This window comes from Salicola sp. Rm-C-2C1-2 (assembly GCF_040196175.1).
GTDB lineage: Bacteria > Pseudomonadota > Gammaproteobacteria > Pseudomonadales > Oleiphilaceae > Halospina.
Window position 1 is genome coordinate 179,300 of sequence record NZ_JBEFNF010000006.1, and the last position, 23,388, is coordinate 202,687.

At 62.4% G+C, this 23,388-nt stretch carries 21 protein-coding genes; 6 read left to right on the plus strand and 15 right to left on the minus strand.

Annotated features, from left to right (window positions below):
- The first annotated feature begins 137 nt into the window (after positions 1 to 137).
- Complete coding sequence (tpx, locus tag AAF659_RS11555) at positions 138 to 638, plus strand: thiol peroxidase (RefSeq protein WP_349751908.1); 501 nt, start codon at positions 138 to 140, stop codon at positions 636 to 638.
- Here tpx and AAF659_RS11560 read toward each other — a convergent pair.
- Positions 635 to 1,291, minus strand: coding sequence for a thiopurine S-methyltransferase (locus tag AAF659_RS11560; protein ID WP_349751909.1), 657 nt, complete (start codon positions 1,289 to 1,291; stop codon positions 635 to 637). The genes tpx and AAF659_RS11560 overlap by 4 nt on opposite strands.
- A 33-nt stretch (positions 1,292 to 1,324) precedes the next feature.
- Positions 1,325 to 1,861, minus strand: a complete 537-nt coding sequence (locus tag AAF659_RS11565; RefSeq protein ID WP_349751910.1) for an LOG family protein — start codon at positions 1,859 to 1,861, stop codon at positions 1,325 to 1,327.
- A gap of 136 nt (positions 1,862 to 1,997) precedes the next feature.
- Here AAF659_RS11565 and AAF659_RS11570 point away from each other — a divergent pair, with 136 nt between their 5' ends.
- Together AAF659_RS11570 and AAF659_RS11575 are read left to right on the plus strand one after the other, a co-directional pair.
- Entirely contained in the window at positions 1,998 to 2,819 is an 822-nt protein-coding gene (locus AAF659_RS11570; protein ID WP_349751911.1) for an alpha/beta fold hydrolase, read from the plus strand.
- The gene (locus AAF659_RS11575) at positions 2,800 to 3,771 is read left to right on the plus strand and encodes a sensor domain-containing diguanylate cyclase (RefSeq protein WP_349751912.1); all 972 of its coding nucleotides are present in this window, start codon (positions 2,800 to 2,802) and stop codon (positions 3,769 to 3,771) included. The genes AAF659_RS11570 and AAF659_RS11575 overlap by 20 nt, the downstream gene beginning before the upstream one ends.
- A gap of 1 nt (position 3,772) precedes the next feature.
- Here the strand turns inward: AAF659_RS11575 and AAF659_RS11580 are convergent, their stop codons facing one another.
- A complete protein-coding gene (locus tag AAF659_RS11580; RefSeq protein ID WP_349751913.1) occupies positions 3,773 to 5,416 on the minus strand; it encodes a methyl-accepting chemotaxis protein in 1,644 nt (547 codons plus the stop codon).
- Positions 5,417 to 5,548: 132 nt separating this feature from the next.
- Here AAF659_RS11580 and AAF659_RS11585 point away from each other — a divergent pair, with 132 nt between their 5' ends.
- A complete protein-coding gene (locus AAF659_RS11585) occupies positions 5,549 to 7,204 on the plus strand; it encodes an ABC-ATPase domain-containing protein (RefSeq protein WP_349751914.1) in 1,656 nt (551 codons plus the stop codon).
- A gap of 69 nt (positions 7,205 to 7,273) precedes the next feature.
- Positions 7,274 to 8,506, plus strand: a complete 1,233-nt coding sequence (locus AAF659_RS11590) for an MFS transporter (RefSeq protein ID WP_349751915.1) — start codon at positions 7,274 to 7,276, stop codon at positions 8,504 to 8,506.
- Here AAF659_RS11590 and AAF659_RS11595 read toward each other — a convergent pair.
- The 12 genes from AAF659_RS11595 to AAF659_RS11650 form a co-directional block, all read right to left on the minus strand.
- On the minus strand, positions 8,503 to 8,664 hold the full coding sequence (locus AAF659_RS11595) for a hypothetical protein (RefSeq protein ID WP_349751916.1): 162 nt from the start codon (positions 8,662 to 8,664) through the stop codon (positions 8,503 to 8,505). The genes AAF659_RS11590 and AAF659_RS11595 overlap by 4 nt on opposite strands.
- A 3-nt stretch (positions 8,665 to 8,667) precedes the next feature.
- On the minus strand, positions 8,668 to 9,663 hold the full coding sequence (locus tag AAF659_RS11600) for an ABC transporter ATP-binding protein (protein WP_349751917.1): 996 nt from the start codon (positions 9,661 to 9,663) through the stop codon (positions 8,668 to 8,670).
- Positions 9,653 to 10,639, minus strand: a complete 987-nt coding sequence (locus AAF659_RS11605) for an ABC transporter ATP-binding protein (RefSeq protein ID WP_349751918.1) — start codon at positions 10,637 to 10,639, stop codon at positions 9,653 to 9,655. The genes AAF659_RS11600 and AAF659_RS11605 overlap by 11 nt, the downstream gene beginning before the upstream one ends.
- Positions 10,636 to 11,967, minus strand: a complete 1,332-nt coding sequence (locus AAF659_RS11610; RefSeq protein WP_349751919.1) for an ABC transporter permease — start codon at positions 11,965 to 11,967, stop codon at positions 10,636 to 10,638. Before AAF659_RS11610 ends, AAF659_RS11605 begins: the two co-directional genes overlap by 4 nt.
- The gene (locus AAF659_RS11615; RefSeq protein WP_349751920.1) at positions 11,964 to 13,049 is read right to left on the minus strand and encodes an ABC transporter permease; all 1,086 of its coding nucleotides are present in this window, start codon (positions 13,047 to 13,049) and stop codon (positions 11,964 to 11,966) included. Before AAF659_RS11615 ends, AAF659_RS11610 begins: the two co-directional genes overlap by 4 nt.
- On the minus strand, positions 13,042 to 15,573 hold the full coding sequence (locus AAF659_RS11620) for an ABC transporter substrate-binding protein (protein WP_349751921.1): 2,532 nt from the start codon (positions 15,571 to 15,573) through the stop codon (positions 13,042 to 13,044). The genes AAF659_RS11615 and AAF659_RS11620 overlap by 8 nt, the downstream gene beginning before the upstream one ends.
- A 162-nt stretch (positions 15,574 to 15,735) precedes the next feature.
- The gene (locus tag AAF659_RS11625) at positions 15,736 to 16,857 is read right to left on the minus strand and encodes a toxic anion resistance protein (RefSeq protein WP_349751922.1); all 1,122 of its coding nucleotides are present in this window, start codon (positions 16,855 to 16,857) and stop codon (positions 15,736 to 15,738) included.
- A gap of 2 nt (positions 16,858 to 16,859) precedes the next feature.
- The gene (locus AAF659_RS11630; RefSeq protein ID WP_349751923.1) at positions 16,860 to 17,516 is read right to left on the minus strand and encodes a 5-bromo-4-chloroindolyl phosphate hydrolysis family protein; all 657 of its coding nucleotides are present in this window, start codon (positions 17,514 to 17,516) and stop codon (positions 16,860 to 16,862) included.
- Positions 17,517 to 17,522: 6 nt separating this feature from the next.
- Positions 17,523 to 18,419, minus strand: a complete 897-nt coding sequence (locus AAF659_RS11635) for a glycine betaine ABC transporter substrate-binding protein (protein WP_349751924.1) — start codon at positions 18,417 to 18,419, stop codon at positions 17,523 to 17,525.
- Positions 18,409 to 19,194, minus strand: a complete 786-nt coding sequence (locus AAF659_RS11640; RefSeq protein ID WP_349751925.1) for a vWA domain-containing protein — start codon at positions 19,192 to 19,194, stop codon at positions 18,409 to 18,411. Before AAF659_RS11640 ends, AAF659_RS11635 begins: the two co-directional genes overlap by 11 nt.
- Positions 19,195 to 19,205: 11 nt before the next feature.
- Positions 19,206 to 20,933: a nitrate ABC transporter substrate-binding protein gene (locus AAF659_RS11645; protein WP_349751926.1), complete on the minus strand. Its 1,728-nt coding sequence runs from the start codon at positions 20,931 to 20,933 to the stop codon at positions 19,206 to 19,208.
- A 94-nt stretch (positions 20,934 to 21,027) separates the two neighbouring features.
- Positions 21,028 to 21,465 carry an OmpA family protein gene (locus AAF659_RS11650; RefSeq protein WP_349751927.1) on the minus strand — a complete coding sequence of 146 codons (438 nt, stop codon included), beginning with the start codon at positions 21,463 to 21,465 and terminating at the stop codon, positions 21,028 to 21,030.
- Between the two features lie 281 nt (positions 21,466 to 21,746).
- Between AAF659_RS11650 and AAF659_RS11655 the strand changes: the two genes are divergently transcribed.
- The gene (locus AAF659_RS11655) at positions 21,747 to 23,369 is read left to right on the plus strand and encodes a GMC family oxidoreductase (RefSeq protein ID WP_349751928.1); all 1,623 of its coding nucleotides are present in this window, start codon (positions 21,747 to 21,749) and stop codon (positions 23,367 to 23,369) included.
- Positions 23,370 to 23,388: the final 19 nt, after the last annotated feature.

Sequence of the window (23,388 nt, forward strand, 5' to 3'; positions counted from 1 at the left end):
ATCTCACCAACAAAGGCTTGACCTTGCGGCTGCATTGTTTCGGAGTAGAGTAATGCTGATGCTTGATTCCGGGCGTATACCCGCTGCGGCGTAAAGTTCAGCATGGGTTCAATAACGGATGAACAAGGAGAAGACGAATGGCACAGGTAACACTTGGCGGCAATCCGGTTGAGGTCAGCGGCAGCCTTCCGCAGCCCGGCGACACCGCACCGGATTTCACCCTCACCAACCCGGATATGGAAGAGAAAACGCTGAGCGACTGGCAGAGTCAGCGCAAGATTCTCAACATCATTCCCAGCGTGGATACCGGCGTCTGCGCCGCCTCCACGCGCACGTTCAACGAGAAAGCCAGCGGCCTCGACAACACAGTCGTTCTGGTGATCTCAGCGGACTTGCCGTTCGCCGCTGCGCGCTTCTGTGGTGCGGAAGGGCTCAACAATGTGCTGCCCCTTTCGTGTTTCCGCAACGACAGCTTCCGCGAAGACTATGGCGTCAATCTGATCTCCGGCCCCTTCAGTGGCCTCTGCGCCCGCGCCGTGGTCGTGCTTGATGGCAACAATCAGGTGCTCCACAGCCAGTTGGCGCCGGAGATCGGTGAAGAGCCGGATTACGATGCGGCTCTGAAGGCCCTCAACTAGGCCGGTTGATCGGTGCGCACCAGCCTGTAGGCGGTTTCCACCAAGGAGGTTACCCCCGCCTCCCGCAGGCCGGTGTAATGATCAATGACCTGCTGGCGCTCAAGCTGGTCCACCTGCAACCAGTCCTGAGCGTCCAGCTCTGGGCGCCGCACCGGAAAAGGCGGCCCTTCCATCTCGCTACTCGGGTATTCAAACGTGATCAGAATGCCCTCCGCCCCTGGAGCCAGCAACTCGGCGAGACGCTGTAGGTATCGCTGGCGCATCGATTCAGGCAGAGCAATGAGAGCGGCACGATCGTAGAACGCATGCCAGGGAGTCGCTGGCTGCAGCTCAAAGAAATCACCCACCACCAACTCCACAGCGCCAGCCCGATAGTCTGTCAGCCCATCCGCACGCTCGTATTTTGCGGGTTCATGCCCCCATTCAGCGAAGAACTCGTCAACCGCCCGCTGATCAAGTTCAACACCCGTGACACGGTGTCCTTCTCCCGCCAGCCAGCGCATGTCCAATGTCTTGCCGGACAGTGGCACCAATACATCCATGCCATCGCGACGCAAGGCGGGCCAATGGCGACAGAGCATGGGATGGCTATCCGAACGGTGAAAACCGATCTTGCGCTCAGTCCAGATGGCATGCCAGAACTCGGGCTTCATAATATTCTCCAGTTATTTGCTAAGACAAAATTATTATACCCAGAGCCGTTCCAGCAATCCTTCGGGAGTAGCATCCACTGTCAGCATGGCGCGATGACGCGGATGCACGAAACTTTCAGTGACGGTGCCATCAAGAAAACGGACCAGATCATCGTAATAGCCGCTGGTATTGAGAAGCCCGATGGGTTTCTCATGGAAGCGCAACTGGCCCCATGTAAGTATTTCGAACAGTTCCTCCAGAGTCCCGAGCCCCCCCGGCATGGCGATAAAGGCGTCCGCGCGCTCAGCCATAAGGCGCTTGCGTTCGTGCATGTCCGCTGTAACCAGCAACTCCGTCAGCCCCGCATGAGCAACCTCCTTCTGCTTGAGGGCTTCCGGAATCACCCCAGTCACCGCACCACCAGCCGCCAGCACTTCATCGGCAATCAGACCCATCATGCCGATGGCGGCACCTCCATAGACCAATTCCAGCCCCTGATCGGCAAGAGCCCGCCCCAGCTGGCGTGCCGCTTGCCCATATCCATCTCCGCAGCCAACACGCGAACCGCAGTAGACACAGATCGATTGCATGGCATCCTCCCCGGCCAGACTGAGCGCAGACTTTAACCTGACCTATCATTTTGCACCATAACGCGCTCCAGCGGTGGCGACGCCCGCGAAAACACACCACAATGACGGGTTAATTGATCACAGGAACACGAGCGCCGTGGATATTCTCAAGCGTAACCATGTCCATATAACCGGTGACGGTCAGACGCCATTGATCCTCGCTCACGGCTTTGGCTGTGACCAACAGATCTGGGACGGCGTGCTGCCTTACCTGACGCCCCGCTACCGCGTTGTTCTCTTTGACTATGTGGGATGTGGCCGGTCGGACACCCGTGCATGGAGCGCCGAACGCTATCACCACCTGGATGGCTACTGCCAGGACCTGCTGGAGGTCTGCGATGCACTGGCGCTGGACAATCCGCTGATGGTCGGGCACTCGGTCAGCGGCACCATCGGCATGCTCGCCTCGGTCGCCCGTCCCGGTTATTTCCGCCAGCTGATCGCCATTGGGCCGTCACCATGCTACCTGAACAAAGGCGATTATCAGGGCGGCTACAGTGAAGCGGACATTGCCGGTCTTCTGGATATGCTGGAACGCAACCGCTATGAGTGGGCCGGCTACCTGGCGCCGCTGGCGATGGAGAACAGCCACCGCCCTGAACTGGCCGAACGCCTCAGGCAGAGTTTTCTCGCCGGCGATCCCTACCTGTCACGGATCTTCGCCGAAGCCACCTTCTGGTGTGATGTCCGTGACCGCATGCCCTCGGTGACGGCGTCCGTCGACCTCCTGCACTCAAGTCATGACATCATCGTGCCCTACAGTGTCATTGACTATCTGCATAAGGTGCTGCCCCGCAACCGTGTAACACCACTGAACGTGGCTGGACATTACCCTCATGTCGCTGAGCCGGAACAGGTCGCCAGCGCCATCCTGACGTGCCTTGATCAGACGGAGTTCCATGGACCCCTGGCTGGATGAAGCACCCACAGGCTATCTGGGGCTTGACCCCTCACATGGTATAACCCGGGTTAACGGTCGACTGGCCGAATGGCTGGGCACGACGCCAGAGGCGCTTGTGGGTCAGTCATTCTTCACGCTGGTGGATACCCCTGGCAGGCTGTTCTTCCTGGCCAGCATCCAGCCACTGCTGCAGAATACTGGCCTTGCCGACGAAATCTTTATGCGCCTGCAGCTCTCCGACGACGGGAGCTCCATGCCCGTTCTTGCAAACTTCCGGAGCACTCAGGCACCAGATGGCACCTGCACCCTGATCGGACTGATGCCGATCCACCAGCGACAGCTGCTCGAGGAACAGCTCGTCCAGGCCAAGCGCACGGCGGAAGAGGCCGTCGCGGAGCGGGAACGTTCCAATCATGAGCTCGAGGAAACCCGCCGGGTGCTGGAAGCCAGAAACCAGGAGCTGAGCGAGCTCAATGAGCAGCTGCAGTACCTGGCGACCACTGACCCCCTGACGGAGCTTGTGAACCGGCGTACGTTCGACTCTTTTCTCACCCAGGAACTGGCGCAGCAGCACCGGCGCAACCAGAAATTCTGCCTTGCGATGATGGACATCGACCACCTCAAGGCCATCAACGACGACTACGGGCACCAGGTGGGCGATGAAGCGCTGCGACAGGTGTCAGCACTCATAAACCATTGCATACGCGAAACGGATATTGTGGCCCGGATGGGCGGCGAAGAGTTTGCCGCCATCCTGCCGGACACCGGACTGGACGACGCCCTGGAGGTCGCACAGCGGATCCGCGAAACGCTTGCCACGGCGTCATTGCCCTGTGGCACCGTGACGATCAGCCAGGGCATTGCCGAGAGTCGCGCCAACGACACAGAAACCAGCCTCATGTCGCGCGCCGACGGCGCGCTCTACGAAGCCAAAAAAGCTGGCCGGGACCGGGTGAAGCCATCGCACTGAATCAGTACACCCGGAACTGGCGCACCATTGAGCCAATGGAATCGGCCGCACTGCCAAGGGACTCTGATTGCTCCTGAATGCTGTTAAGTTCCTCACGGACCTGTCCCGACAGTGTGGTCAGGTGATTGAGACTGGCCGAAATCTCACTGGAGGCCTGCGACTGCTCCTCCGCTGAAGTAGCCACATGCTGGGTCATGTCGGTAATGGTGCTGACCGAGCCGGCAATGGCATCCAGCGCCTCGCGCGCTGAATCCACGCTTGTCTGCATGCTCTGGGTCTGCTCGCTGCTGCGCTGCATGGTCTCAACCGCATGGCGGGTACCCTCCTGGAGCTGGTTGATCATCTCGCGGATCTCATCCGTGGACTGCTGAGTACGACTGGCAAGATTACGCACCTCATCCGCCACCACCGCAAAGCCTCGCCCGTGCTCACCCGCGCGGGCCGCCTCGATGGCCGCATTCAGGGCCAGCAGGTTGGTCTGGTCCGCCACACCATGGATCACATCCAACACCTGGCCGATATTCTGGGCATGCTCATCCAGCTTGCCAATGGCATCGCTCGACTGCTGCACTTCCTGCGCCAGGTTCGCCATCCGGTCCCGGGCCTCCTGAGCCGTGTGTTCGCCCTCGCTGGCACGATCATTGGCGGTGCTGGCAGCATCGGCTGCCTCGCTGATGCGCTTGGCGACGTCGTCAACGGTCTGGGTCATCTCTTCGATGGCAGAGGCCACGGTGTCCAGTTCGGATTTCTGCTGATCAAACGATTGCCCAGCCTCTGTTACAGAATTGCGCACGCTCCCGGCTATGTCCTGGTTGGTGCTCACCACATCCCGCAGTTCGCGGACCATATCCTGGATCCTGGCCACAAAGCTGTTGAATCCACGGGCCACGCGTGCCACTTCATCGCTGCCGGAGTCATCCAGCCGCCGGGTCAGATCGCCCTCACCTGTCGCAATACTTTCCATTGCGGCGGCCGCGGTGCCCATGGGCAGAGTAACACTGCGCACAATGAGCCAGCTTGCACCGATCAGAACAAGCAGCCCGATCACCGCCAGCGTGACCACACCGCTCATGGCGGCGGCGTACTGCGCCTCCTGCTTGTCGAGGTAGATGCCCGTGCCGATCACCCAGCCCCAGGGCCCGAAGCGCTGCACATAGGAAATCTTACGTACCGGCTCGTCAAAACCCGGCTTTGGCCAGTGGTACGGCACAAATCCGGAGCCGCCCTCGTTGCGGATGGTTCTGTTCATCTCTGCGAACAGGCGAACGCCGTTGGGATCCTCATAATCAGCCAGTGATTCGCCTTCCAGATCCTCACTGAAGGGATGCATGACCATGGTCAGATCCATGTTATGGATCCAGAAATAGTTATCATCGCCGTAACGCAGACTGCGGACCGCTTCCGCCGCACGGCGCTTTGCCTGCTGCTCACTCAGTTCACCGCTCTGCTGGCGCTCATGATAATGCGCCACCATTGTCATGGTGCTCTGCACTAGATTGCGGGTCCGCTCCTTGCTGCTATCGTAGAGCCCCTGCTCAAAGTCATTCGCCACCATGACGACAAGCGCGAGAAGCACCAGGAAGGCAACGCCCACCAAACCCATCAGACGCTGGCGGATGGTGAAGCGGCGCATCAGGGTCAGCATAGGGTGAACTCCGGATTTGAGTCGGTCATGACTGCAAGATAGACCGGAATGTGGAATCCGTCACACAGAGAATTCAAACACCTGTTCGATAAATACCTGTTAGTATGATGTCTTTTTCAGTCGGAATCGCTCATGAAAGAACTTGCCTCACTGCTGACCAGACTCGACGGCAAAAGCTACAAAGCCTATAAAGATCTGCTCGGGGAACACCGTTTTGACGGCTGGACACTGATCGTTGATCACATCCAGGCAGACCCGTTTGCGGCACCCTCACGCATGCGGGCGCGGGTGGACGCCGCCACGGCGGACCTCCCCGAGGGCGTATTCACAACCCAGGCCCGACAGTGCGCATCTCGGGATTACATCGCCCGCGCCTTCCGCCAGGCCACGGAGGGTGAAAAGGCACTGGGCATCGATGCCGGCACCCAGACGGTCATTGACCGCACAGCGGTGCTGCTGAATGAAGGCTCAGTGGAGCTGCGCCTGAGCCTGAGTCTGCCGGCTCGCGGGCGCAGCATTCTTGGACACCAGGCCAGCAAGCTGATCTGTGAGCGGCTGCCCAAAGCTGTCCTGACCGCTGCCACGGCCCGCTCACTCGACCTGAAAGCGCTGGAAAGGCACATGGCCACCGTGGAAGACCAGCAGGCCCTAAGGACGCAGCTGGCAGAACAGGCGCTGGTGGCGTTCGTGGCGGATGGCGCCGTGCTGCCCCGGCGTTCCGGCGTCGACGACCGCCCATTGGCGGATGCCATTGCCTTTGAATCCCCCGTGTCACTGTCGCTGACCCTGCAAACCCCTAACCAGGGTGCCATCACCGGTATGGGCGTGCCCGAAGGCATTACCCTCATTGTCGGTGGTGGCTTCCACGGCAAATCCACCCTGCTGGCGGCCATGAGCCTGGGCGTTTACGACCACATTCCGGATGACGGCCGGGAGCGGGTGGTTGCCCGACCGGCATCGGTCAAGATCAGGGCCGAGGATGGACGCGCCGTGCATGGAATGGATCTGTCTCCCTACATCAACCGCCTGCCTTTCGGTAAGACCACCGAACAGTTCAGCACCGACCTCGCCTCGGGCTCCACCAGCCAGGCGGCCGCGCTCCAGGAAGCGTTGGAGGCCGGCGCGGATACGCTGCTGGTGGACGAAGACACATCGGCCACCAACTTCATGATCCGTGACCGGCGGATGCAGGCACTGGTGGCCCGGGAAAGCGAGCCCATCACCCCCTTCGTGGACCGTATCCGCCAGCTGCGGGACGATCTGGCCACCTCGACGGTGCTGGTGATGGGCGGCTCGGGTGACTATTTCGACTGCGCGGACACCGTCATCCAGATGCAGGATTACCGCACCCATGACGTCACCGATGATGCTCACGCCGTGGCGCAGCGTTTTGCGACCGGCCGTGAATCCGAGGCGGGCGATCGTCTCAGTCGGCCGCGGCCACGCATGCTCAGTGCCGGTCGCCTGAGCGCCGAAACCAAGCCTGGTAAGACCAAGACCCAGGCCCGTGGCCGCGACACTCTGGTATTCGGACGGGATGATGTGGACCTACGCGCGGTAGAGCAGATAGCGGATGCCTCCCAGGTGCGCGCCATTGGCCAGCTGCTGGCCGCGCTGGCGAAATCCGGCGAGACGCTGGACCAGCCCCCGGAGGCCATAGCCCGCCGGCTGGCCGAAGGCCCGGGCGCACTCAGCCATCGCCCGGATGGCGACCTGGCACTGCCCCGGGTATTCGAGGTGATGGCAGCCCTCAACCGGCTTCGCCAGAACGGCTTCGGAAGGTCCTGATCCAGGGCTGGTGTTCCCGGCAGCATCTGCTGGGTATGATAGTAGGCTCTGCCGCATACGGAGCCCACTTTGACGCACCTACTGCCCCGTTTCATCCGGACCAATCCCTCGCTGGCGCTGTTCGCGCTGCTGGCAACGGCGTTCTCCGGCTTTGGCCAGACTTTTTTCATCTCCGTTTTCGGCAGCAGCCTGCGCCATGAATTTGCGCTGAGCAACGCCGCCTATGGCAGCTATTACAGCCTGGCCACCCTGGGTTCCGCTCTGGTCCTGCTGCGCCTGGGCACCATTGTGGACCGCTGGTCACTGGCCAACACCATCACACTGGCATTGGCCCTGCTCGGCGCCAGCGGCCTGCTGCTCGGGCTGGCGCCCCACTGGCTGCTCCTGATTCCTGGCTTCTTTCTGGGCCGACTCGGTGGCCAGGGCATGATGACCCACATCGGCTTCACCGCCGCCAGCCGCTACTTTGACCGCGACCGTGGCAAGGTGATGGCGCTTACCGTCTCCGGGCTGCCGCTGTCTGAAGCGCTGTTGCCAGCTGCTGGTGGACTGATACTGGCCGCCTGGGGCTGGCGTGCGCCCTGGCTGCTGGCGGCCGGTTTCCTGCTGTTGCTGGCACTGCCGCTGATGCGCTGGCTCTCACGGGATGCCGCCCACCCGGAAACCGTAAGAGCCCAGGCCGCTCAGGATGACACTGGCGGCGGCAGTGGTTTCACGCGCCGCCAGGCTCTCAGGGACCCCGGGCTGTACATGATCCTTCCGGGCGCCCTTGCCGTGCCTTTCACAGTGACCGCCATCCTGTTCCATCAGACCGCTATTGCGGAACTGCGCGGCTGGCCGCTTGAGACCATTGCGCTGGCGTTCAGTGGCTACGCGCTCGGCCACTTCGCCATGCTCTTTGTGGCCGGACCCACAGTGGATCGGATCGGCGCCCGTAAGGCTCTGATGATCGGGCTCTACCCCATGGCCGCCGGCCTGGTCGTAATGGCCATGACCCACGCCAACTGGACGCCCTTTCTCTATCTCGCGCTGGTGGGTATGAGTCAGGGGTTTGCCGGCACGGCAGGCAACGCGCTCTGGCCGGAACGCTACGGTATCGGCCACATCGGCGCTATCCGTTCACTGGCGCAGGCGTTGATGGTGCTGTCCACGGCCAGTTCACCAATACTGGCGGGGCTTCTGCTGGATGCGGGCACCACGCCCGGCGGGCTGGCCCTGGGCTTTGCCGGTGGCACCGTGCTGGCCTCGCTGCTGATCGGGCTGGCCCCGGATGTGAAACCGCCGCACGCGGAACCGCCCTAACGGCTGCGCACAACGCCGGCGGTGAAGCAGAAAACCCCGGCGAACAGCACCGCGTAGGCCAGAAGCGACAGCACTAGTGACGGCGCCATTCCCCCGGACACCATGGCCAGAAGCGGCGCCAGCGCCGCCAGCATCAACAGCAGCCCAACCGCTCGCAACGCTCAGCCCCGCTCCGGATCCTGGAGCCAGCAGGCGCAATATTGCCCGGGGTCCGGCTCGAACATGGGCGGATCCTGCTGGTCGCAGAGCCCCGCCATGGCGCGGGGGCAGCGCGGGTGAAAACGGCAGCCTTCAGGCGGCTCGAGCAGGCTGGGTGGCTCACCGTCCGGTACGTCACGCTCATCCAGGGCGTTATCCGCATCCACGTCCGCAATCGCCGCCAGAAGCGCCCGGGTGTAGGGATGCTGGGGGGTGTCGAGAAGCCGCTCTACCGGCGCTTGCTCCACCACCCGGCCGGCGTACATCACGAAGATGCGATCGGCATAGTGGCGCACAGTTGAGAGATCGTGGGTGATGAACGCCAGAGTCAGGCCGCGCTCCTGCTGGATGCGCCGCAGCAGGTTGAGGATCTCCACGCGCACCGAAGCGTCCAGCATGGAGACGGGTTCATCCGCGATCAACATCGCCGGATCCAGTAGCAACGCCCGGGCGATCACCACCCGCTGCTGTTGACCACCACTGAGCATGTGCGGGAACTTGGGCAGGATTTCATCCACCTGGGTCAGGCGCACTTCCTCCAGCGCCCGGCGGATGCGGCGCTCGCGCTCGTCGCGGTCTTTCACACCATGGATGATCAGCGGCTCCGAGAGCAACCGGCGTACGTCCATGAACGGCGGCAGCGCGCCGAAGGGGTCCTGCTGCACATAGCCCACGCGTGCCAGGTATTGGCGGCGGGCCTTGCCCTTGAGCTCACTGAGATGCTCACCCTCAAAGATCACATCCCCATGGCTGGGCTTGTGAAGCCCGAGCAGGGTGCGCGCCAGGGAGCTCTTACCGCAGCCACTCTCGCCCACGAAGGCCACGGATTCGCCCCGGGCCAGCTCAAAGTCCACGCCGTCCACGGCGCGCACCGAGCCCACGCGCAGGAAGCCCCACTGGCGCAGCTCAAACCAGGTGTACAGGTTGCTCGCCTGGAGCAGTGGTTCCTCAGCCGTCATGGTCGGTACCCTCCTTATACAGCCAGCAGCGCACACGGCGTTCGCCTTCCAGTTCGAACGCGGATGGGTCATCGCTGCAGCGCCCGAAACGCTGCGGGCAGCGGTCGGCAAAGCGGCAGCCCGCCGGCGGGTCGACCAGATCCGGTGGCTCGCCCGGAATGTAGCCCGGCGGCTCACTCTGGTGCAGGCGCGGCACGCTGTCCATCAGCAGCCTTGAGTAGGGATGAGCCGGATGATGGAAGAAATCCCGGGCATCGCTCTGTTCCACCACCTGCCCCGCGTACATCAGCGCCACCCGGTCCGCCAGCTCGCTGGAGGTGGCCACATCATGGGTGATCAGGATGAAGCTGGTGCCCTGCTCGCGCTTGATGCGCTTGAGCACGTTCATGATGCTTGCCTGGGTCAGGACATCCAGCGCCGAGGTGGGTTCATCCAGGATGACCAGCTCCGGCTCGGTGATCAGTGCCATGGCCAGAACCACGCGCTGGCGCATGCCGCCGGAGAGCTCAAAGGGGTAGCGGCTCACGAAATCCCGGGAGACCCCGACTGTGGCGAAGGTCGCCACCACCCGCTCCATCGCGGCCTCTTTCGACCAGCCACGATGGACCCGCAACGGCTCGGCCACCTGCTCACCCACCCGCACCACCGGGTTGAGGGCGTTCATGGCCGCCTGCATGACCATCGAGATGCGGTTCCACTGAACGCTGGAACGGAAATGCTCATCGCCCATGGGCATGAGCTCGTCACCACCGAGCAGCACCTGGCCACTGTAGCGGGCCACGTTGCGCGGCAGCAGCCGCATCAGCGCCTTGGCCAGCGAGCTCTTGCCGGAGCCGGACTCGCCCAGCACTACCAGGGCCTCGTTGCGCCCCACATCCAGGTCGACGCAGTCCACCGCCCGGGCCGTGCCGCGGCGGGTGCGGTAATGGAGCTGCAGATTGCGGACCTTGAGCAGTGGCTCACGTGCGTCTGTCATTGCGTTCTCAGCCTCGGATTGAAAACACGGTCCAGAGCGAAACCAAACATGGCGAAGCCCAGCCCCGTCAGCATCAGCAGCACGGCGGGGGCCACCACCCAGTAGTAGAAGCCGTTATAGAGTGCGCTCTGCTGCTGGGCGTCATTGAGCACCTTACCCCAGGTGGGCAGTTGCGGATCGCCCAGTCCCAACACCGCCAGAGACGCCTCCAGGAACACGAAGGTCGGGATCAGCGTCACGAAGGTCGGGATCAGCACCGGCAGGATGCGCGGGATCATGTAGCGCAGGATGATGCGCGCGTTGCCCGCCCCGTAGGCCCGGGCCGCCTCGATGTAGGGCGCCTCGCGGATGGGCAGCAGCATGGCCCGGTAGGTCTTGATACCAGCGCTGAAGATGCCCAGGGCGATGACCACGCCCAGCATCAGCCAGATGCTAGTGGAATAGAGGGTGCCCACCATCACCAGTATCGGCAGCATGGGCAGGATCATGTTCACCTCGGTCAGGCGCTGGATCAGCGCGTCCACCCAGCCCCGGAACCAAACCCCGGTGGCCGCAATCACCAGAGTCGTCAGGGTGGTTCCCACCGCCGCCAGCAAGCCGAAGGCCAGTGCCACTGGAGTGCCCCACATCAACGCCAGCATCAGGTTCCGGCGCTGGTAATCGGTGCCGGCCAGCCCGTGAACCCGGCCATAAACGGCCAGATCGGCCTCCAGCTCGGCCTTCGGATCAAACAGCATGGCGTCCACCGTGAGTCGGTATTCGCCCTGCTCGGCCTGCGGGTCCGCCGGATCACTGGCGCCGGCGAACAGCCCCACGTGCGGCACCATGCCCAGCCGCCCTTCCAGTGCGCGGTTCTGGGAGATGGAAATGCGGTCCTCTTCCGAGATGCGCCGCCCGCCCAGAGGGATGGTCTCACCAGAGGGTGTATGCCAGGTCAGCCGCACAAAAGCTTCCTGCTGGGTGCCCTTCTGATTCAGGAAGAGGTTGAGTTCGCTGGGGAAGCCCTCGTTGTCGTACTCGAAACTGAGCGGAATCCGCACCTGCTTGCCACCCTCAAAGGGGGCCTCGCGCACCTCGGCGTCGTCGCTCGCGACGACGCGGGTTTGCGGCAGATTGCCGCCCAGCAGCCGATCCGCCCAGACCGGGCCGGCGTTGACCGGGTTCATCTGCCAGTGATCCCCGCCGCGCCAGCGCTCCAGGGCCTCGGAATAGGGAATGGTGATGACGGTGTAAAGCGACAGCGCCACCAGGAACACAATGATCGCCAAGCCACCGACCGCGGACGGATACCCCTTGAGTTCCCGCAGCCCCTGCATCCAGCGGCTCATTGCTCACCTCCTTCAATCCGCACGCGGGGGTCGAGAATGGCGTAGAGGAAATCCAGCATAAACACCGTGACTGCCAGCAGATAGGCAAAGATCACCACGCCGCCGATGATTACCGGCGTGTCCCGGTGCCCGATGGCCTGGAACAGCAGCGTGCCGAGGCCGGGCCAGTTGAACACCTGCTCCAGGATGATGGCGCCACTCCAGAGGCCGATCAGCATCAACAGAAAGTTGGTGATGATGGGTGCCAGTGTCGGGCGCAGGATGTAGCGGCTCTGGATCAGGTTCGAGGGCAACCCCTTGGCCCGCGCCATTTCCACGTAATCCTCGCTGGAGTGGATCAGGAAGAAGGTCCGCCAGGAATAGATGGAGATGAAGATGGATGACAGGAACATGGCGACGACCGGCAGTACCAGGTGCTCCAGCACACTCCAGGCGTAGGCCCAGGGATCCTCGGGCGGCGGAATGTCGACCATGCCGCCGGCCGGCAGCACCGGCACCACGAAGGCGAAGAGCAGGATCAGGAAGATGCCGTAGAACCAGGCTGGGGCCGCCGAGCTGGGCGCCAGGCCGATAACGGCGCGGTCCAGCCGGCTGCCGTAACGCCGCGATAGGTAGAGCGCGGCGTAGACGGACACGAAGAACACCAGCAGATTGGCCGTGCCGAACAGCAGCAGCGTCGCCGGCAGCCGCTCCACGATGATGTCGTAGACGGCCCGCGAGCCGGAGTCACTGTGCATTTCCTCCGCCCGGCCCAGATCCAGCTGGATCGCCTGGGCCAGGTAATCGAAGCTGCGCCAGATGAAGGGTTCGTCCAGGTTGCGCTGCTCAATCCGGAGCTGCACCTGCTCGTCGATCAGCTCATTGCGCTCCTGGGAGCCCATTTCCATGAACGCCGGGTCCGCGCGCACCGACTCCGAGACCGTCGCGCGGATCTGGATCTTGCGCAGCTCATCCACCTTGCCGCCCATATTGGCGATGAGGATGGTCAAATAGACACCGATCAGCACCGTCACGAACAGCGCCAGCACGCGGCGCAGGGTGAACCCGCCCAGACGGCGGAAATCGCGCAGGCGGCTATTCATCGTCCACCTCCATCAGCCGGGTGCCTTCCGGGACCGTGGCAAAGGCATGGGAGGCAAACGCCGGCAGTGCCACGCGGGATGACGTGACCGCCACCTCCAGGCTGTTCGCCCCGTCATCCAGGCCGGACAGGGTGTCCGCAGTCAGCGATACCCGCCATTGCCCGCCACCAGCCGGTTCCGCCTGCCCACGCGCCTGAAGGTTGCCGTCAGCATCGTAAAGCAGGTATTCGAGGCTTGTGATGGCGTCTTCCGGATAGGTCTCGCCGCCAAAGGTCACCTTCACGTTAAAGGCCGCCGACTCCCCCTGGGTCACCATCATGGGCCCCTCCAGGGTCACCTCGGGAATGGCCGCCTCGCTGACATCCAGCCATTTATCCGCCGGGTCCGGGAAGTCCTTGTTACGCCGCAGCACCACCGTCTTTTCCACCGGGTGAACCGAGTGCAGGTAGAAGGGCCCGTTGCCCACCCAGAAATGGCCGCGCTCGCGGTACCAGTCCTGGATGGCGCTGTAGCGCCGCTGTGCCGGGTTCTCGCCTGCCGTCATGTCGCCCAGAACCGAGGCATAAGGCAGGTAGCCCTGGTCGCGGGCGCGCCCCAGATGCCGCTCGAGGGTTTCCAGGCTGGGGCCGGACACCAGGCTGAGCCAGGGGACCCGGTTCGCATCCGCCTTGTGGGATGAAAAAGCAAGATCCCCAGCCTTTTCCGCCCGCATGCTCAGCGCCAGCATGTGCCAGGGCAGCGGCGACAGGGCCTGCTGAGCGACAATGGTCTCAGCGTCCGGGAAAACCTGGTCGCTGTAGACCTCAATCACCAGCGGCTCACGCTGGACGATGCGCCAGCCCTTGAAGTACTGCTGGAATACCTGGAAACGCGGAACGTGTGACGGATCAAAGAAGGGGCTGTTCTCGTCCGCGCGGGCAAAGTTGAGGATCCAGGGCAGCACCAGATCCGCCAGCGACATCTCGGTACCGTCGTGCCACTGGCCATCCAGATAACCCTCCTCATAGCGGATACGGGTGCGCGAGCGCGCCGTGGTGCCATCGGGGTGAGCGTCCGCTACCGTGCGCAAACGGTTTTCTTCCGCGTTCCAGCCAATCCAGGCGTCCGCGGGCACCTCAATGCTCGTCTCATGCTTCAGTTCAACCCAATCATGGGTGCGCTGGGTAACAGTATCAGCGGTGACTGTGACCTCCGCGCCCTGAATACTCTGGGGCCGGTACAGCCCGGTATAGGGGTCCGGGAGCATCGGTGGGTCATTGAGCGCCCGCGTGATCATGGTGTCAAACAGCCAGTTGCTGCCGGCTACCGGGTTCCAGGGCTCAGTCAGCATGCTGGGCGCCGCGAACGTCATGCTGCCGCCCAGCCGGTCCTTATAGCGCAGGGTGTAGGGCCACATCCGCGAGCCTGCGATGCCACCGGCCAGATCAGCGGCCAGGGCCACATTGGCGGCGCGCGGGATGATGCTGAGCTGGTCCACCAGCCAGATGCGGTAGGACTCCTCCATGGCCAGCTCCATACCCTCGGCCATCAGCTCACGGCGTTCCTCCATGCTGGTGTAGTCCCGGCGCTGCAGCCGGCGGGCGATGTTATCCAGGGTCTCGCTCGGGTCATAGGCCTGCCACAGCGGATCCGGGCGGCCCCGGTCGGTGTAGTAGAAGCTCAGGTTGCTGGAGACATCCCGGTTGATGGCGGTCGAGACCCAGCTGCCGGTGTAGATGTGCCACTGGCCGGAAGCGGGGTCACTGGCGATCCAGATGCGCGAAGCCTCCTGGGCCGTGCGGTACTGGCGTCGCACGTTGAACCCGACCCCGCTCATGAGGTTGCCCACGTAATCCCCGACCTGTTTGCGGGCGTCCTCGGTGCGAATCAGGATCTTGAGAGTGACCGGCTTGCCTTCGTGATACCACTGGCCGTCCCGGCGGCTGGCGCCCATGGTTTTCATCTCCTGCTCGATGATCCGGCGCGCCTTTTCCGGGTCATGACCGTACTTGAGTTCCAGCGACCGGGCGGTTTCCGCCAGCCGCGCGTAATCGGGGAAGGCGGTGTTCATCGGCAGGTAGCGCGGCACCGCCATGCCGCCGTAGATTTCTTCGGCCACATGTCGACGGTCCACGAGCCAGTTCATGGCCTCACGGATGCGGCGGTTACGGAAGGGGTTGAGACCGTCTTCAAATTCCGCCGGGTTGAGGGAGAGCTCGGTGTTGGAGCCGTAGGCGGTCTCGTAGTCGCCCTTGCGAGAGTCGCGCAGGCGCTGATAGGCGGTGATGTTGGTGATGCCCTGGGCGAAGACCTGCTGGCGGCCCCGCTCGATCAGGCCGGCGATCTTGCCCACGTCCGATTCCTGGGTGAAAACCACCTCGTCCACCAGCGCGCCACGGCGGCCGGTTTCATCAATGGCGTCACGCAGATCCACGGATTCCTTTCCGGAATGGGTGGACTCAGGCTGCTCCGATGGGCGCGGCAACAGCATCAGCAGGGCCAGCATCACAAGCCCCGCCAATACCCAGGCGATGGGTTTCTTCAAAATGACTGACGCTCCCATTCCGTTATGCTGTAACGGCACAGATTATACGAAGCTGAGCCAGTGCGAAAACCAAATGCATCCCGCAATGGCTGTAGTGCCAACCTGTTGGCGAACAGGCAGCGGGGTCTGTCAGCGGTCTTGCCCCGCAAGGGGCAAACGCCTCTATGTTGCCGTGCGTAACGCGTCCTTGAGCGACACCTCACAGTCCCCCAGCCGTTGTTCGGCTTCCGCGCGTTTTTCACGTCCTTCACGGGTGATCTCGAGTGACTCCTCAATGGTATCGATCAGGGTCTGGTTCGCCTGCTCAACGCTCTCAATATCGAAGGCGCCGCGCTCTATTTCCTTGCGCGCTTCGGCGTTAGCTTCCTTGAGGTTCTCCGCGTTGGCCGTCAGGAACTCATTATTGGCATCGGTCACGGTTTTCTGGACGCCGGCTGCCTCGCGCGTGTTGGCAATAGCGATCGCCTGGGCCATCTGGGTACGCCACAGATTGAGCGTATTCACGATGGAGCTGTTCATTTTGTTGATGAGCGATTTGTCCACTTCCTGGGTCATGCGGATCGTCGGCAGGAACTGCATCACCGCCTGGCGGGTCAGCTTGAGATCGTGGATCTTGCGCTCGATGTCGTCCCGCGCCGTCTGCAGATCCTTCTGCGACTGGGCATCGACCATGTCGTCGCTTTGTTCCGCCTTTTCACGCGCCGCGGGAATGTCTTGCTCATCCAGCTTCTTGAGGCGCATCTCGCCGGCGATGATGTAATATTCAAGTTCGCGGTAATAGGTCAGGGTTGAGTTGTACAGCCGATCCAGCTTTTCTACATCGCCACTGAGCTTCTGGATCTGTTTGTGCAGCTGTTTCTCAGCGCTCACAACCTGGGACTCAACGCTTTCATACTGCTGCATGAATTTGGCAATGGGCTCCACGGCACCCAGCATCCGGCGGAAAAACCCCGGCTTCTTGCCCTCCTTGATCTCGGAGGTATCCAGGCCACGCACCTTGCTCATCATGTCATTGAGGATGTCGCCGGCAGGACCGGAGTCTTTGTTCTTGACGCCCTCCATCATGTTCTGGGAAATGGTGGTCATCTCAGACTGGGCGCCGGACCCAAAGTGCACGATGGAGTGGGAGTCGCCGGGCACGAGCTCCCCCATCAACCCCTCGACCTTGGTGCGCTCATCCTCGCTGAGTTCCGACAAGTCCTTGCCCGGCTGGCCCTCGTCATCAACCAGGCCGGTCTTTGCCTCGGTGACATCCTGCAGCGTTTCATCACTCACTTCCATCATTTTCAGTACCCTTCCCTTTTTAAGGTCTTGGACAGTACGTCCAGATCCACATCCACATCCAGGACGTCATTCTCCAGATTCTTCTCGTATTGGCGGATGAACAGATCCCGTATATCGCACAACACCGTGTAGCTCTTCGCAACCACCTCCTGGACGCTTTCCGAGGCATTGGCGCTATCCGTTCGCCGCAGGTCCACAACCTTCTGAGTCACCTCTACAGCCGTTTCCAGGTGCACTTCAAAACGCGTGGACCGGGCAATATCCCCCGGGTCATCCACCACGCCATCAATAATGCGGTTGGCCCAGTCGACAATCTCGTCGATCACCGTGCGCGTCTGCTCGTCCATATCATCGCGCAAGGCCTGCATGCGGGCGACCTGGGCGCGGTTTTCCTCGACAAAACGACTCACGTTGGTCAGATCGCCACCCTCCAGACTCTGGCGTTGCGCCAGCACCTCGGAGAGGCTGCGCCGTCTCGGCAACGCTAGGCTGAGTCCGGCAAACACCATAAGACCCAGAACCGTCGAGTAAAGAAGGGACGGATACGGCATGGTCAGCACACCATGAGCCGCTACGAAGGCGACGCTTGCGCCGATGCCGGCCAGCAGCGAGCGCTGCAGCACGGAGGGTCGCCACTGCTCCATTGCGTCAAAAGCCATGAGCCGTCACTGCTCTCCGGACATCCAGTAGTCGACGCGGTCCCGGTTGCTCTTGATCCATTCGTGGATCGCTTGACGGTGATTCGTTTGCCGGGCTGACGCCATCAGGGCCTCAACCTCCGCAATACTCAGCTCCAAACGCCGCAGAAATCCGGCAACCGCGGGTTGGCGTTCTTCAAAGCCCTTATTGACCACGGCGTGGACGGATTCGCTACCGCCGAACACGCCCTTCGGGTCTTTGAGATAACGCAGCTTGTACCTGTCGAATTTCCAGTGCGGACGCCACCCCGTGGCCACGATCCACTCGTCCCGGTCGATGGCCTTACCCAGCTCCTGGGCCATTTTAGGACCTGTGCCGGTTTGCAGCTCATAGTCAAAACCGTAGGCATCAGCGGCGTCCCGGGCCATCTCCATGACACCGGAGTTGGCACTGATGCCCTGGATACGGCCACTCAGTTTTTCCCGCACGTCCGCCTTGGCCAGATCGGCCACGGAATCCAGTTGCGACTCCGGCACCGAAGCGGGCACGACCAGTCCCAGATCAGCGCCCTCATAAATCGGCCCAAGATCCGTCAGCCGGTCCGAGTACTGGTCAAGAAACGTTTTATGGGTCAGCGGCTGCCAGGACATCAGCATGGCGTCCAGATCGCCATTGGCCACGCCCCGGTACTGCACGGCGATATCCGCAAGAGTCAGCTCCACATCTTTGTTCATGCCCTGCTGAAGGATCACTGTGGCCAGTTTGGACACCACCTCGGCGTCGCCCCAGGTGGTCCAGCCAATGGCCACATCCGGCTGGCGCTGCTGCGCCGAGGCCGGCACCAAGGCCAGGGCAGCCGCCAATACAGCCGAAAGCCCGAGACCACCGAGCCTCTGTGTTAGTCGCTTTGCGTTACAGATCATCCTGAGCAAACTCCTTGGTCGGCACAAAGGTACGCGATTCCGCCAGCACGCTATCGAGCCCCTGGGCAAGCTGCTCGGGGTTCTGGGCACTGCGGTAAATAGTCGTTCCAGGCTGGTTCAATGCGGAATCCTCGATGCAAAAGCCCAGCGTGTGAATCTCGATGGGGTTAGCGGGATGGCCTGCAATACGCCCCACCTCTTTGCGTGGGTCCTCGCCCTGGCTATGCTCGCCATCGGTGATCACCACCAGCCGATAGGTTCCATAGCCACGCTGGCGCCGGGCCCCGCGCTCAAGCTCCTGGTGCGCCATGGCCACCGCGCTCTGCAGCGGCGTCCCGCCCTCGGGGCTGGCGTCATGCACGGCCTCAAGGAAGGGATCCCGGTTGTTGCGACCCAGCGGCGTGCGGATGGAAGTGCCCTGCTGACCAAAAACAATCAGCCCCAGGTTGGCCTCATCGGGCACCCCCGCCAACCAGCGCTCCATAGCAGCTTTCGCCGCGTGGGCTTTGGACTCATGCGACCCGGCGCATTCCGGCGTGGCCATGGAGCCACTCATATCCAGAACCACCATGTAGTTGGCCCGGGTCAGCTGCGTATCCAGCCGCTCGGGGTCGGGCTCATCCCCGGCATCCGGCCAGGTGCGCGCAACCGCGCTGGCCAGTGTGAAATCGGCCGGCTTGCTGTTGCCAGCTTCATCCGGGGTGTCACTGTTATCACTGCAGCCGCCGAGCATCAGGCCCGCCAGAAGCACAAGCAGCACGGTTCCTTGGCGCATGGTGTCTCTCCTTACCAGGAATTGGCCGGCGTAAAGGTGTCCGCCTCGGCTTCGACGTTCACCACCCGGAAAACCACCCGCATGTTGGATTTCCATTCAGCCTCGGTTTCCGGAGCACAGGGGTCGCCCTCGCACATGCCAGTCTTGGGCTCATCAATACCATGCCCCATGGTCACGAACTGGCTTTTATCCATGGACTCACCCTGCTGGCTGGCATAGGCAAGCAATGCATCACGCACCTCCGTGGCGCGGCTCATGGACAGGTTGCGTGTGGCCTGACGAATGGATTTCAGTTCCTGGGCGCTGGCACCGTTGTGCTTTTTCTTGAGGTAATTCAGCGGATCCGAATGGCCCTCCACGGTCAGAACCGCACCGCCGTAGGTCGCCGCCTGCTCCAGGACCTCGTCGAACTTGTCCTGATACTCATTGCTTTCAAACCGCGTCTGGTTGGGCTCGAAATGAATCTCGAACTCGACCAGCGCGTTCTCTTCCAGCCCTTCGCCCGAGCGCATGTCCTCAACCACGGAGGCCGCTTTGTCATTGTCAAAGCCCGGCAACTCGCTGCGGCGCTGATCGAAGATGCCACCGGCAAAGTCGTTGTAGTTCCACTCCACCGCCCCCAGGGTATAGGCGCTTTTCAGCAGGCCCCTGTCTACCAGCGTACTCTGGATCTCATCGTTGAGGCTTTTCCAGGAGCGGCGCTTGCTGGGCGTATTCCAATCGATATTGCCCTGCAGCCCCACGGTCTCCACATCGCGCCACAGCTGGCGGGCCGGCTCTACGGCACCCGGATCGTCCAGCAGCGCTTCAGAGACAGAGGACCATTCGATAACCTGTTTGACCACATCCTCGCGTACGGATTCCTCAGCATTGAGAATCGATTTGACGAAACGCCGCACCTGGTCGCGGTTCTTTTCCAGATAGTCCGCGCGCACCACATAGACTTCAGAGATCAACCGATTGGCCGAGCGCGATGACAGCATGATTTCAGCGCCCTTGACTGATCCCTCGGCACCGGTTCCCACTTCGCCGCCGCTGGTCAGAGTACGCCCATCGGTGGCGGTGACCACGGCGGCATCCACGGACGACTCCTCCAGCAGGGCCGCCCCGGGCGTGTTGCCGTAAAGGCCAACCAGCTCCTCAGTGTAGGCCAGGGTTGGTTCTTCCCAGTCACCGCCATCATCCTCAACCTGCTCACGGGCATCCGACAGAATCCGGTTCAGGTAATTCAGGTGCGGTCCGTGCGCCTGGATCGCGATACGGGCGCCGGAAAGGTCTGTCACGCTCTCGATGGATTCACGCGTTACCAGGGCGTCTGCCCCGTTTGAGAAACCATGCTGGTAAATCGCCATCATTTCGGTGCGCTCATCAGCCTCGGTAATATCAGCCACGGCGTTGAGCATGCTCTGGCTGCCGCGCATGATGGGCACGTCACAACTCAGATAGTCCTCGAGCTGGGCGCGGATATCGTTTTCGAGGTGAAGCTTCACATCCAGATCATTGCCCGCGAACAGACTGCCTTCCGGGGTCTCCAGGGCATAGTCATTGGCATACAGCGGTACCAGATCCATCCCGGAGGTGCGCATGGGAACACGCAGCTGGTCTGACTGGCGGCAGGCCTTAACCGCGGTGTCCACGGAATCGACCAGAGGTCCGGGCGTGACGAAGTCCACCGCGTGCCCCTTGCCAGCCAACAGAACCATCAACAGAAGTGACTGCCTGATTACTTGTCGCGTCATTGTTTTCAGTTCCTTTGCAGGATGAATAAAGCCATGCGTTCAAGTCCGATTGATGGCTGGCTGACCACCTCCGGAATCTCCATAACGATTGGCATCAAGGTGCCACCACGATTTCCGCGCGTGGCAGCCGGCGCTGGAAAGCCCGCTCGGATTCATCCGGGCGCCGCTCAAGAGCTTCACTGCCCGCCTTGCCCAGGGTGGTAATGCGGCCTTCGTCCACCCCGGCTTCCAGCATTTTGCCTGCTACCGTTTCTGCCCGTCTTGCGGACAGCGCCTGATTAGCGGCCGTATCACCGCGCGTGCCAGTATGCCCGCTTATAACCACCCGAGCATGCTCCCTCACGAGAGCATCCTCAATTGCCCGCTCAATCTCAGGCCGCGTTCCCTCGGCCAGATCAACACCACCATCGAACCCGACTCGGTAAGTGCTGGGCTGCTGCGCTTCGCCCAGACTATTGAGAATCAGGGCGCACACCACAGCCACACCGAGAATCGCAAGGCCGGACAAACGTTTGAGGAGCGTCTTGGACATGTCAGAACACAGACGGGAATGTGGAAGCAGTATGCCACGCCCCGACACACCCGGTCACGAACGGCAGTAAGGGCCATACCCGGCAGAAATGGCGGCAGCGGCAATGCGCTGCAGCGCCTCATTACTCTGATAGGTGCCTCGCCGATACCCAGTGGGCCCCTGGTGATGGGCAATGGGCCAATCCTGTATAGATAGCCGTACATTAAATTTGGACAAGTGTCCGATTTTATGATTCGCTGCTCGTAATCTGATCAAAAACAACAAAAGAGAAGGATAAGGTCATGACCTATGACTACGTGATCGTCGGCGGCGGCTCGGCCGGCTCCGTGCTCGCCTCCAGACTGAGTGAAGATCCGGACGTCAGCGTCTGCCTGCTGGAGGCTGGCGGCCATGGCAACCACCTGCTGATCCGTGCCCCGGCAGCGGTTGTGGCCATGATGCCGGGCCACGGCAAAATCAATAACTGGGCGTTCGAGACGGAGCCCCAGGCAAGCTTCAACGGCCGGCGTGGCTACCAGCCCCGGGGCAAGGGCCTGGGCGGCTCAAGCGCCATTAACGCCATGCTGTATGTTCGCGGCCACCGCCGCGACTACGACCACTGGGCCGAGATGGGCTGTGAGGGCTGGAGCTGGGACGAGGTCCTGCCCTATTTCCGCAAATCCGAGAACAACGAAAGCGGCGCCAATGCCGTCCACGGCGACAGCGGGCCCCTCCAAGTCAGCCACCAGAAATCACCACGCCCCATCACACGGGCCTTCATCAGGGCGGCCACCGAGTGCGGCCATGCCGAAGCGGCCGACATCAACGACGGCGACAACGAAGGTGTCGCCCTCTTCCCGGTCACGCAGTTCCACAGCCTGGAGCGCAACGGCGAGCGCTGTTCCGCGGCGGCCGCCTACCTCAACCCGGTCATGGACCGCCCCAACCTGGCGGTCATCACCGGTGCGCACGCAACCCGGATCCTCACCGAAGACGGGCGCGCGACCGGCGTGGTGTACCGCCAGGGCAAACAGGATCATACCGTTCAGGCAAGGCAAGAAGTCCTGCTCTCCGGCGGTGCCTTCCATTCGCCGCAACTGCTCCAGCTTTCGGGCATCGGCCGGTCTGAGCGCATCCAGCCCTACGGCATTAAGATGGTGCATGAGCTGCCCGGCGTAGGCCAGAACCTGCAGGACCACCTCGACCTGATTATGGCCTACAAGTCCAGCAACACCGACACCTTTGGGTTTAGCGCGGCAGGTTCCCTGAAGATGCTGCGCCATATTCTTCAGTGGCGCCGGAATGGCACGGGCATGATCGCCTCGCCCTTCGCCGAGGGCGCGGCCTTCCTGAAGACCGACCCCGCGCTGGACAAGCCCGACATCCAGCTCCACTTCGTGATCTCGATCGTCGAGGACCACGCGCGCCGGCTGCACTGGGGCCATGGCTTCAGCTGCCACGTCTGCGCCGTGAACCCCCACTCCCGTGGCGAGGTCTTCCTCAAGAGCGCGGACCCGCTGGCCGCACCGGGCATCGACCCGAAGTTCCTGGACGACCAGCGCGACCTGGACACCATGATCAAAGGCGCCCGGATGACGCGGGAGATCCTCCAGGCACCGGCGCTGGCGCCATGGCGCCAGAAAGAGCTGTTCGGCGTGGGTGATGGCATGAGCGACGCCGACTGGGAGCAGCAGATCCGTGCCCGCGGCGACACCATCTACCACCCGGTGGGCACCTGCCGGATGGGCCCGGAAGGCGACCCCATGGCGGTGGTCGACCCGGAACTGAAGGTGCAGGGCATGCAGGGGCTGCGCGTGGTGGACGCCTCCGTCATGCCCACCGTGGTCAGCGGCAACACCAACGCGCCCACCATCATGATCGCGGAAAAGGCGGCGGACCTGATCCGCTCCGCCCGGACCACTTAACACTGCAGGAACCAAAGGA

What these genes read in the sequence shown, in the direction of transcription:
- AAF659_RS11640 (WP_349751925.1), bottom strand. Translation starts at nt 19,194, where the DNA reads ATGCGCCAAGGAACCGTGCTGCTTGTGCTTCTGGCGGGCCTGATGCTC.
- tpx (WP_349751908.1), top strand. Translation starts at nt 138, where the DNA reads ATGGCACAGGTAACACTTGGCGGCAATCCGGTTGAGGTCAGCGGCAGC.
- AAF659_RS11560 (WP_349751909.1), bottom strand. Translation starts at nt 1,291, where the DNA reads ATGAAGCCCGAGTTCTGGCATGCCATCTGGACTGAGCGCAAGATCGGT.
- AAF659_RS11655 (WP_349751928.1), top strand. Translation starts at nt 21,747, where the DNA reads ATGACCTATGACTACGTGATCGTCGGCGGCGGCTCGGCCGGCTCCGTG.
- AAF659_RS11565 (WP_349751910.1), bottom strand. Translation starts at nt 1,861, where the DNA reads ATGCAATCGATCTGTGTCTACTGCGGTTCGCGTGTTGGCTGCGGAGAT.
- AAF659_RS11630 (WP_349751923.1), bottom strand. Translation starts at nt 17,516, where the DNA reads ATGGCTTTTGACGCAATGGAGCAGTGGCGACCCTCCGTGCTGCAGCGC.
- AAF659_RS11650 (WP_349751927.1), bottom strand. Translation starts at nt 21,465, where the DNA reads ATGTCCAAGACGCTCCTCAAACGTTTGTCCGGCCTTGCGATTCTCGGT.
- AAF659_RS11585 (WP_349751914.1), top strand. Translation starts at nt 5,549, where the DNA reads ATGAAAGAACTTGCCTCACTGCTGACCAGACTCGACGGCAAAAGCTAC.
- AAF659_RS11615 (WP_349751920.1), bottom strand. Translation starts at nt 13,049, where the DNA reads ATGAATAGCCGCCTGCGCGATTTCCGCCGTCTGGGCGGGTTCACCCTG.
- AAF659_RS11575 (WP_349751912.1), top strand. Translation starts at nt 2,800, where the DNA reads ATGGACCCCTGGCTGGATGAAGCACCCACAGGCTATCTGGGGCTTGAC.
- AAF659_RS11645 (WP_349751926.1), bottom strand. Translation starts at nt 20,933, where the DNA reads ATGACGCGACAAGTAATCAGGCAGTCACTTCTGTTGATGGTTCTGTTG.
- AAF659_RS11625 (WP_349751922.1), bottom strand. Translation starts at nt 16,857, where the DNA reads ATGATGGAAGTGAGTGATGAAACGCTGCAGGATGTCACCGAGGCAAAG.
- AAF659_RS11580 (WP_349751913.1), bottom strand. Translation starts at nt 5,416, where the DNA reads ATGCTGACCCTGATGCGCCGCTTCACCATCCGCCAGCGTCTGATGGGT.
- AAF659_RS11610 (WP_349751919.1), bottom strand. Translation starts at nt 11,967, where the DNA reads ATGAGCCGCTGGATGCAGGGGCTGCGGGAACTCAAGGGGTATCCGTCC.
- AAF659_RS11600 (WP_349751917.1), bottom strand. Translation starts at nt 9,663, where the DNA reads ATGACGGCTGAGGAACCACTGCTCCAGGCGAGCAACCTGTACACCTGG.
- AAF659_RS11605 (WP_349751918.1), bottom strand. Translation starts at nt 10,639, where the DNA reads ATGACAGACGCACGTGAGCCACTGCTCAAGGTCCGCAATCTGCAGCTC.
- AAF659_RS11635 (WP_349751924.1), bottom strand. Translation starts at nt 18,419, where the DNA reads ATGATCTGTAACGCAAAGCGACTAACACAGAGGCTCGGTGGTCTCGGG.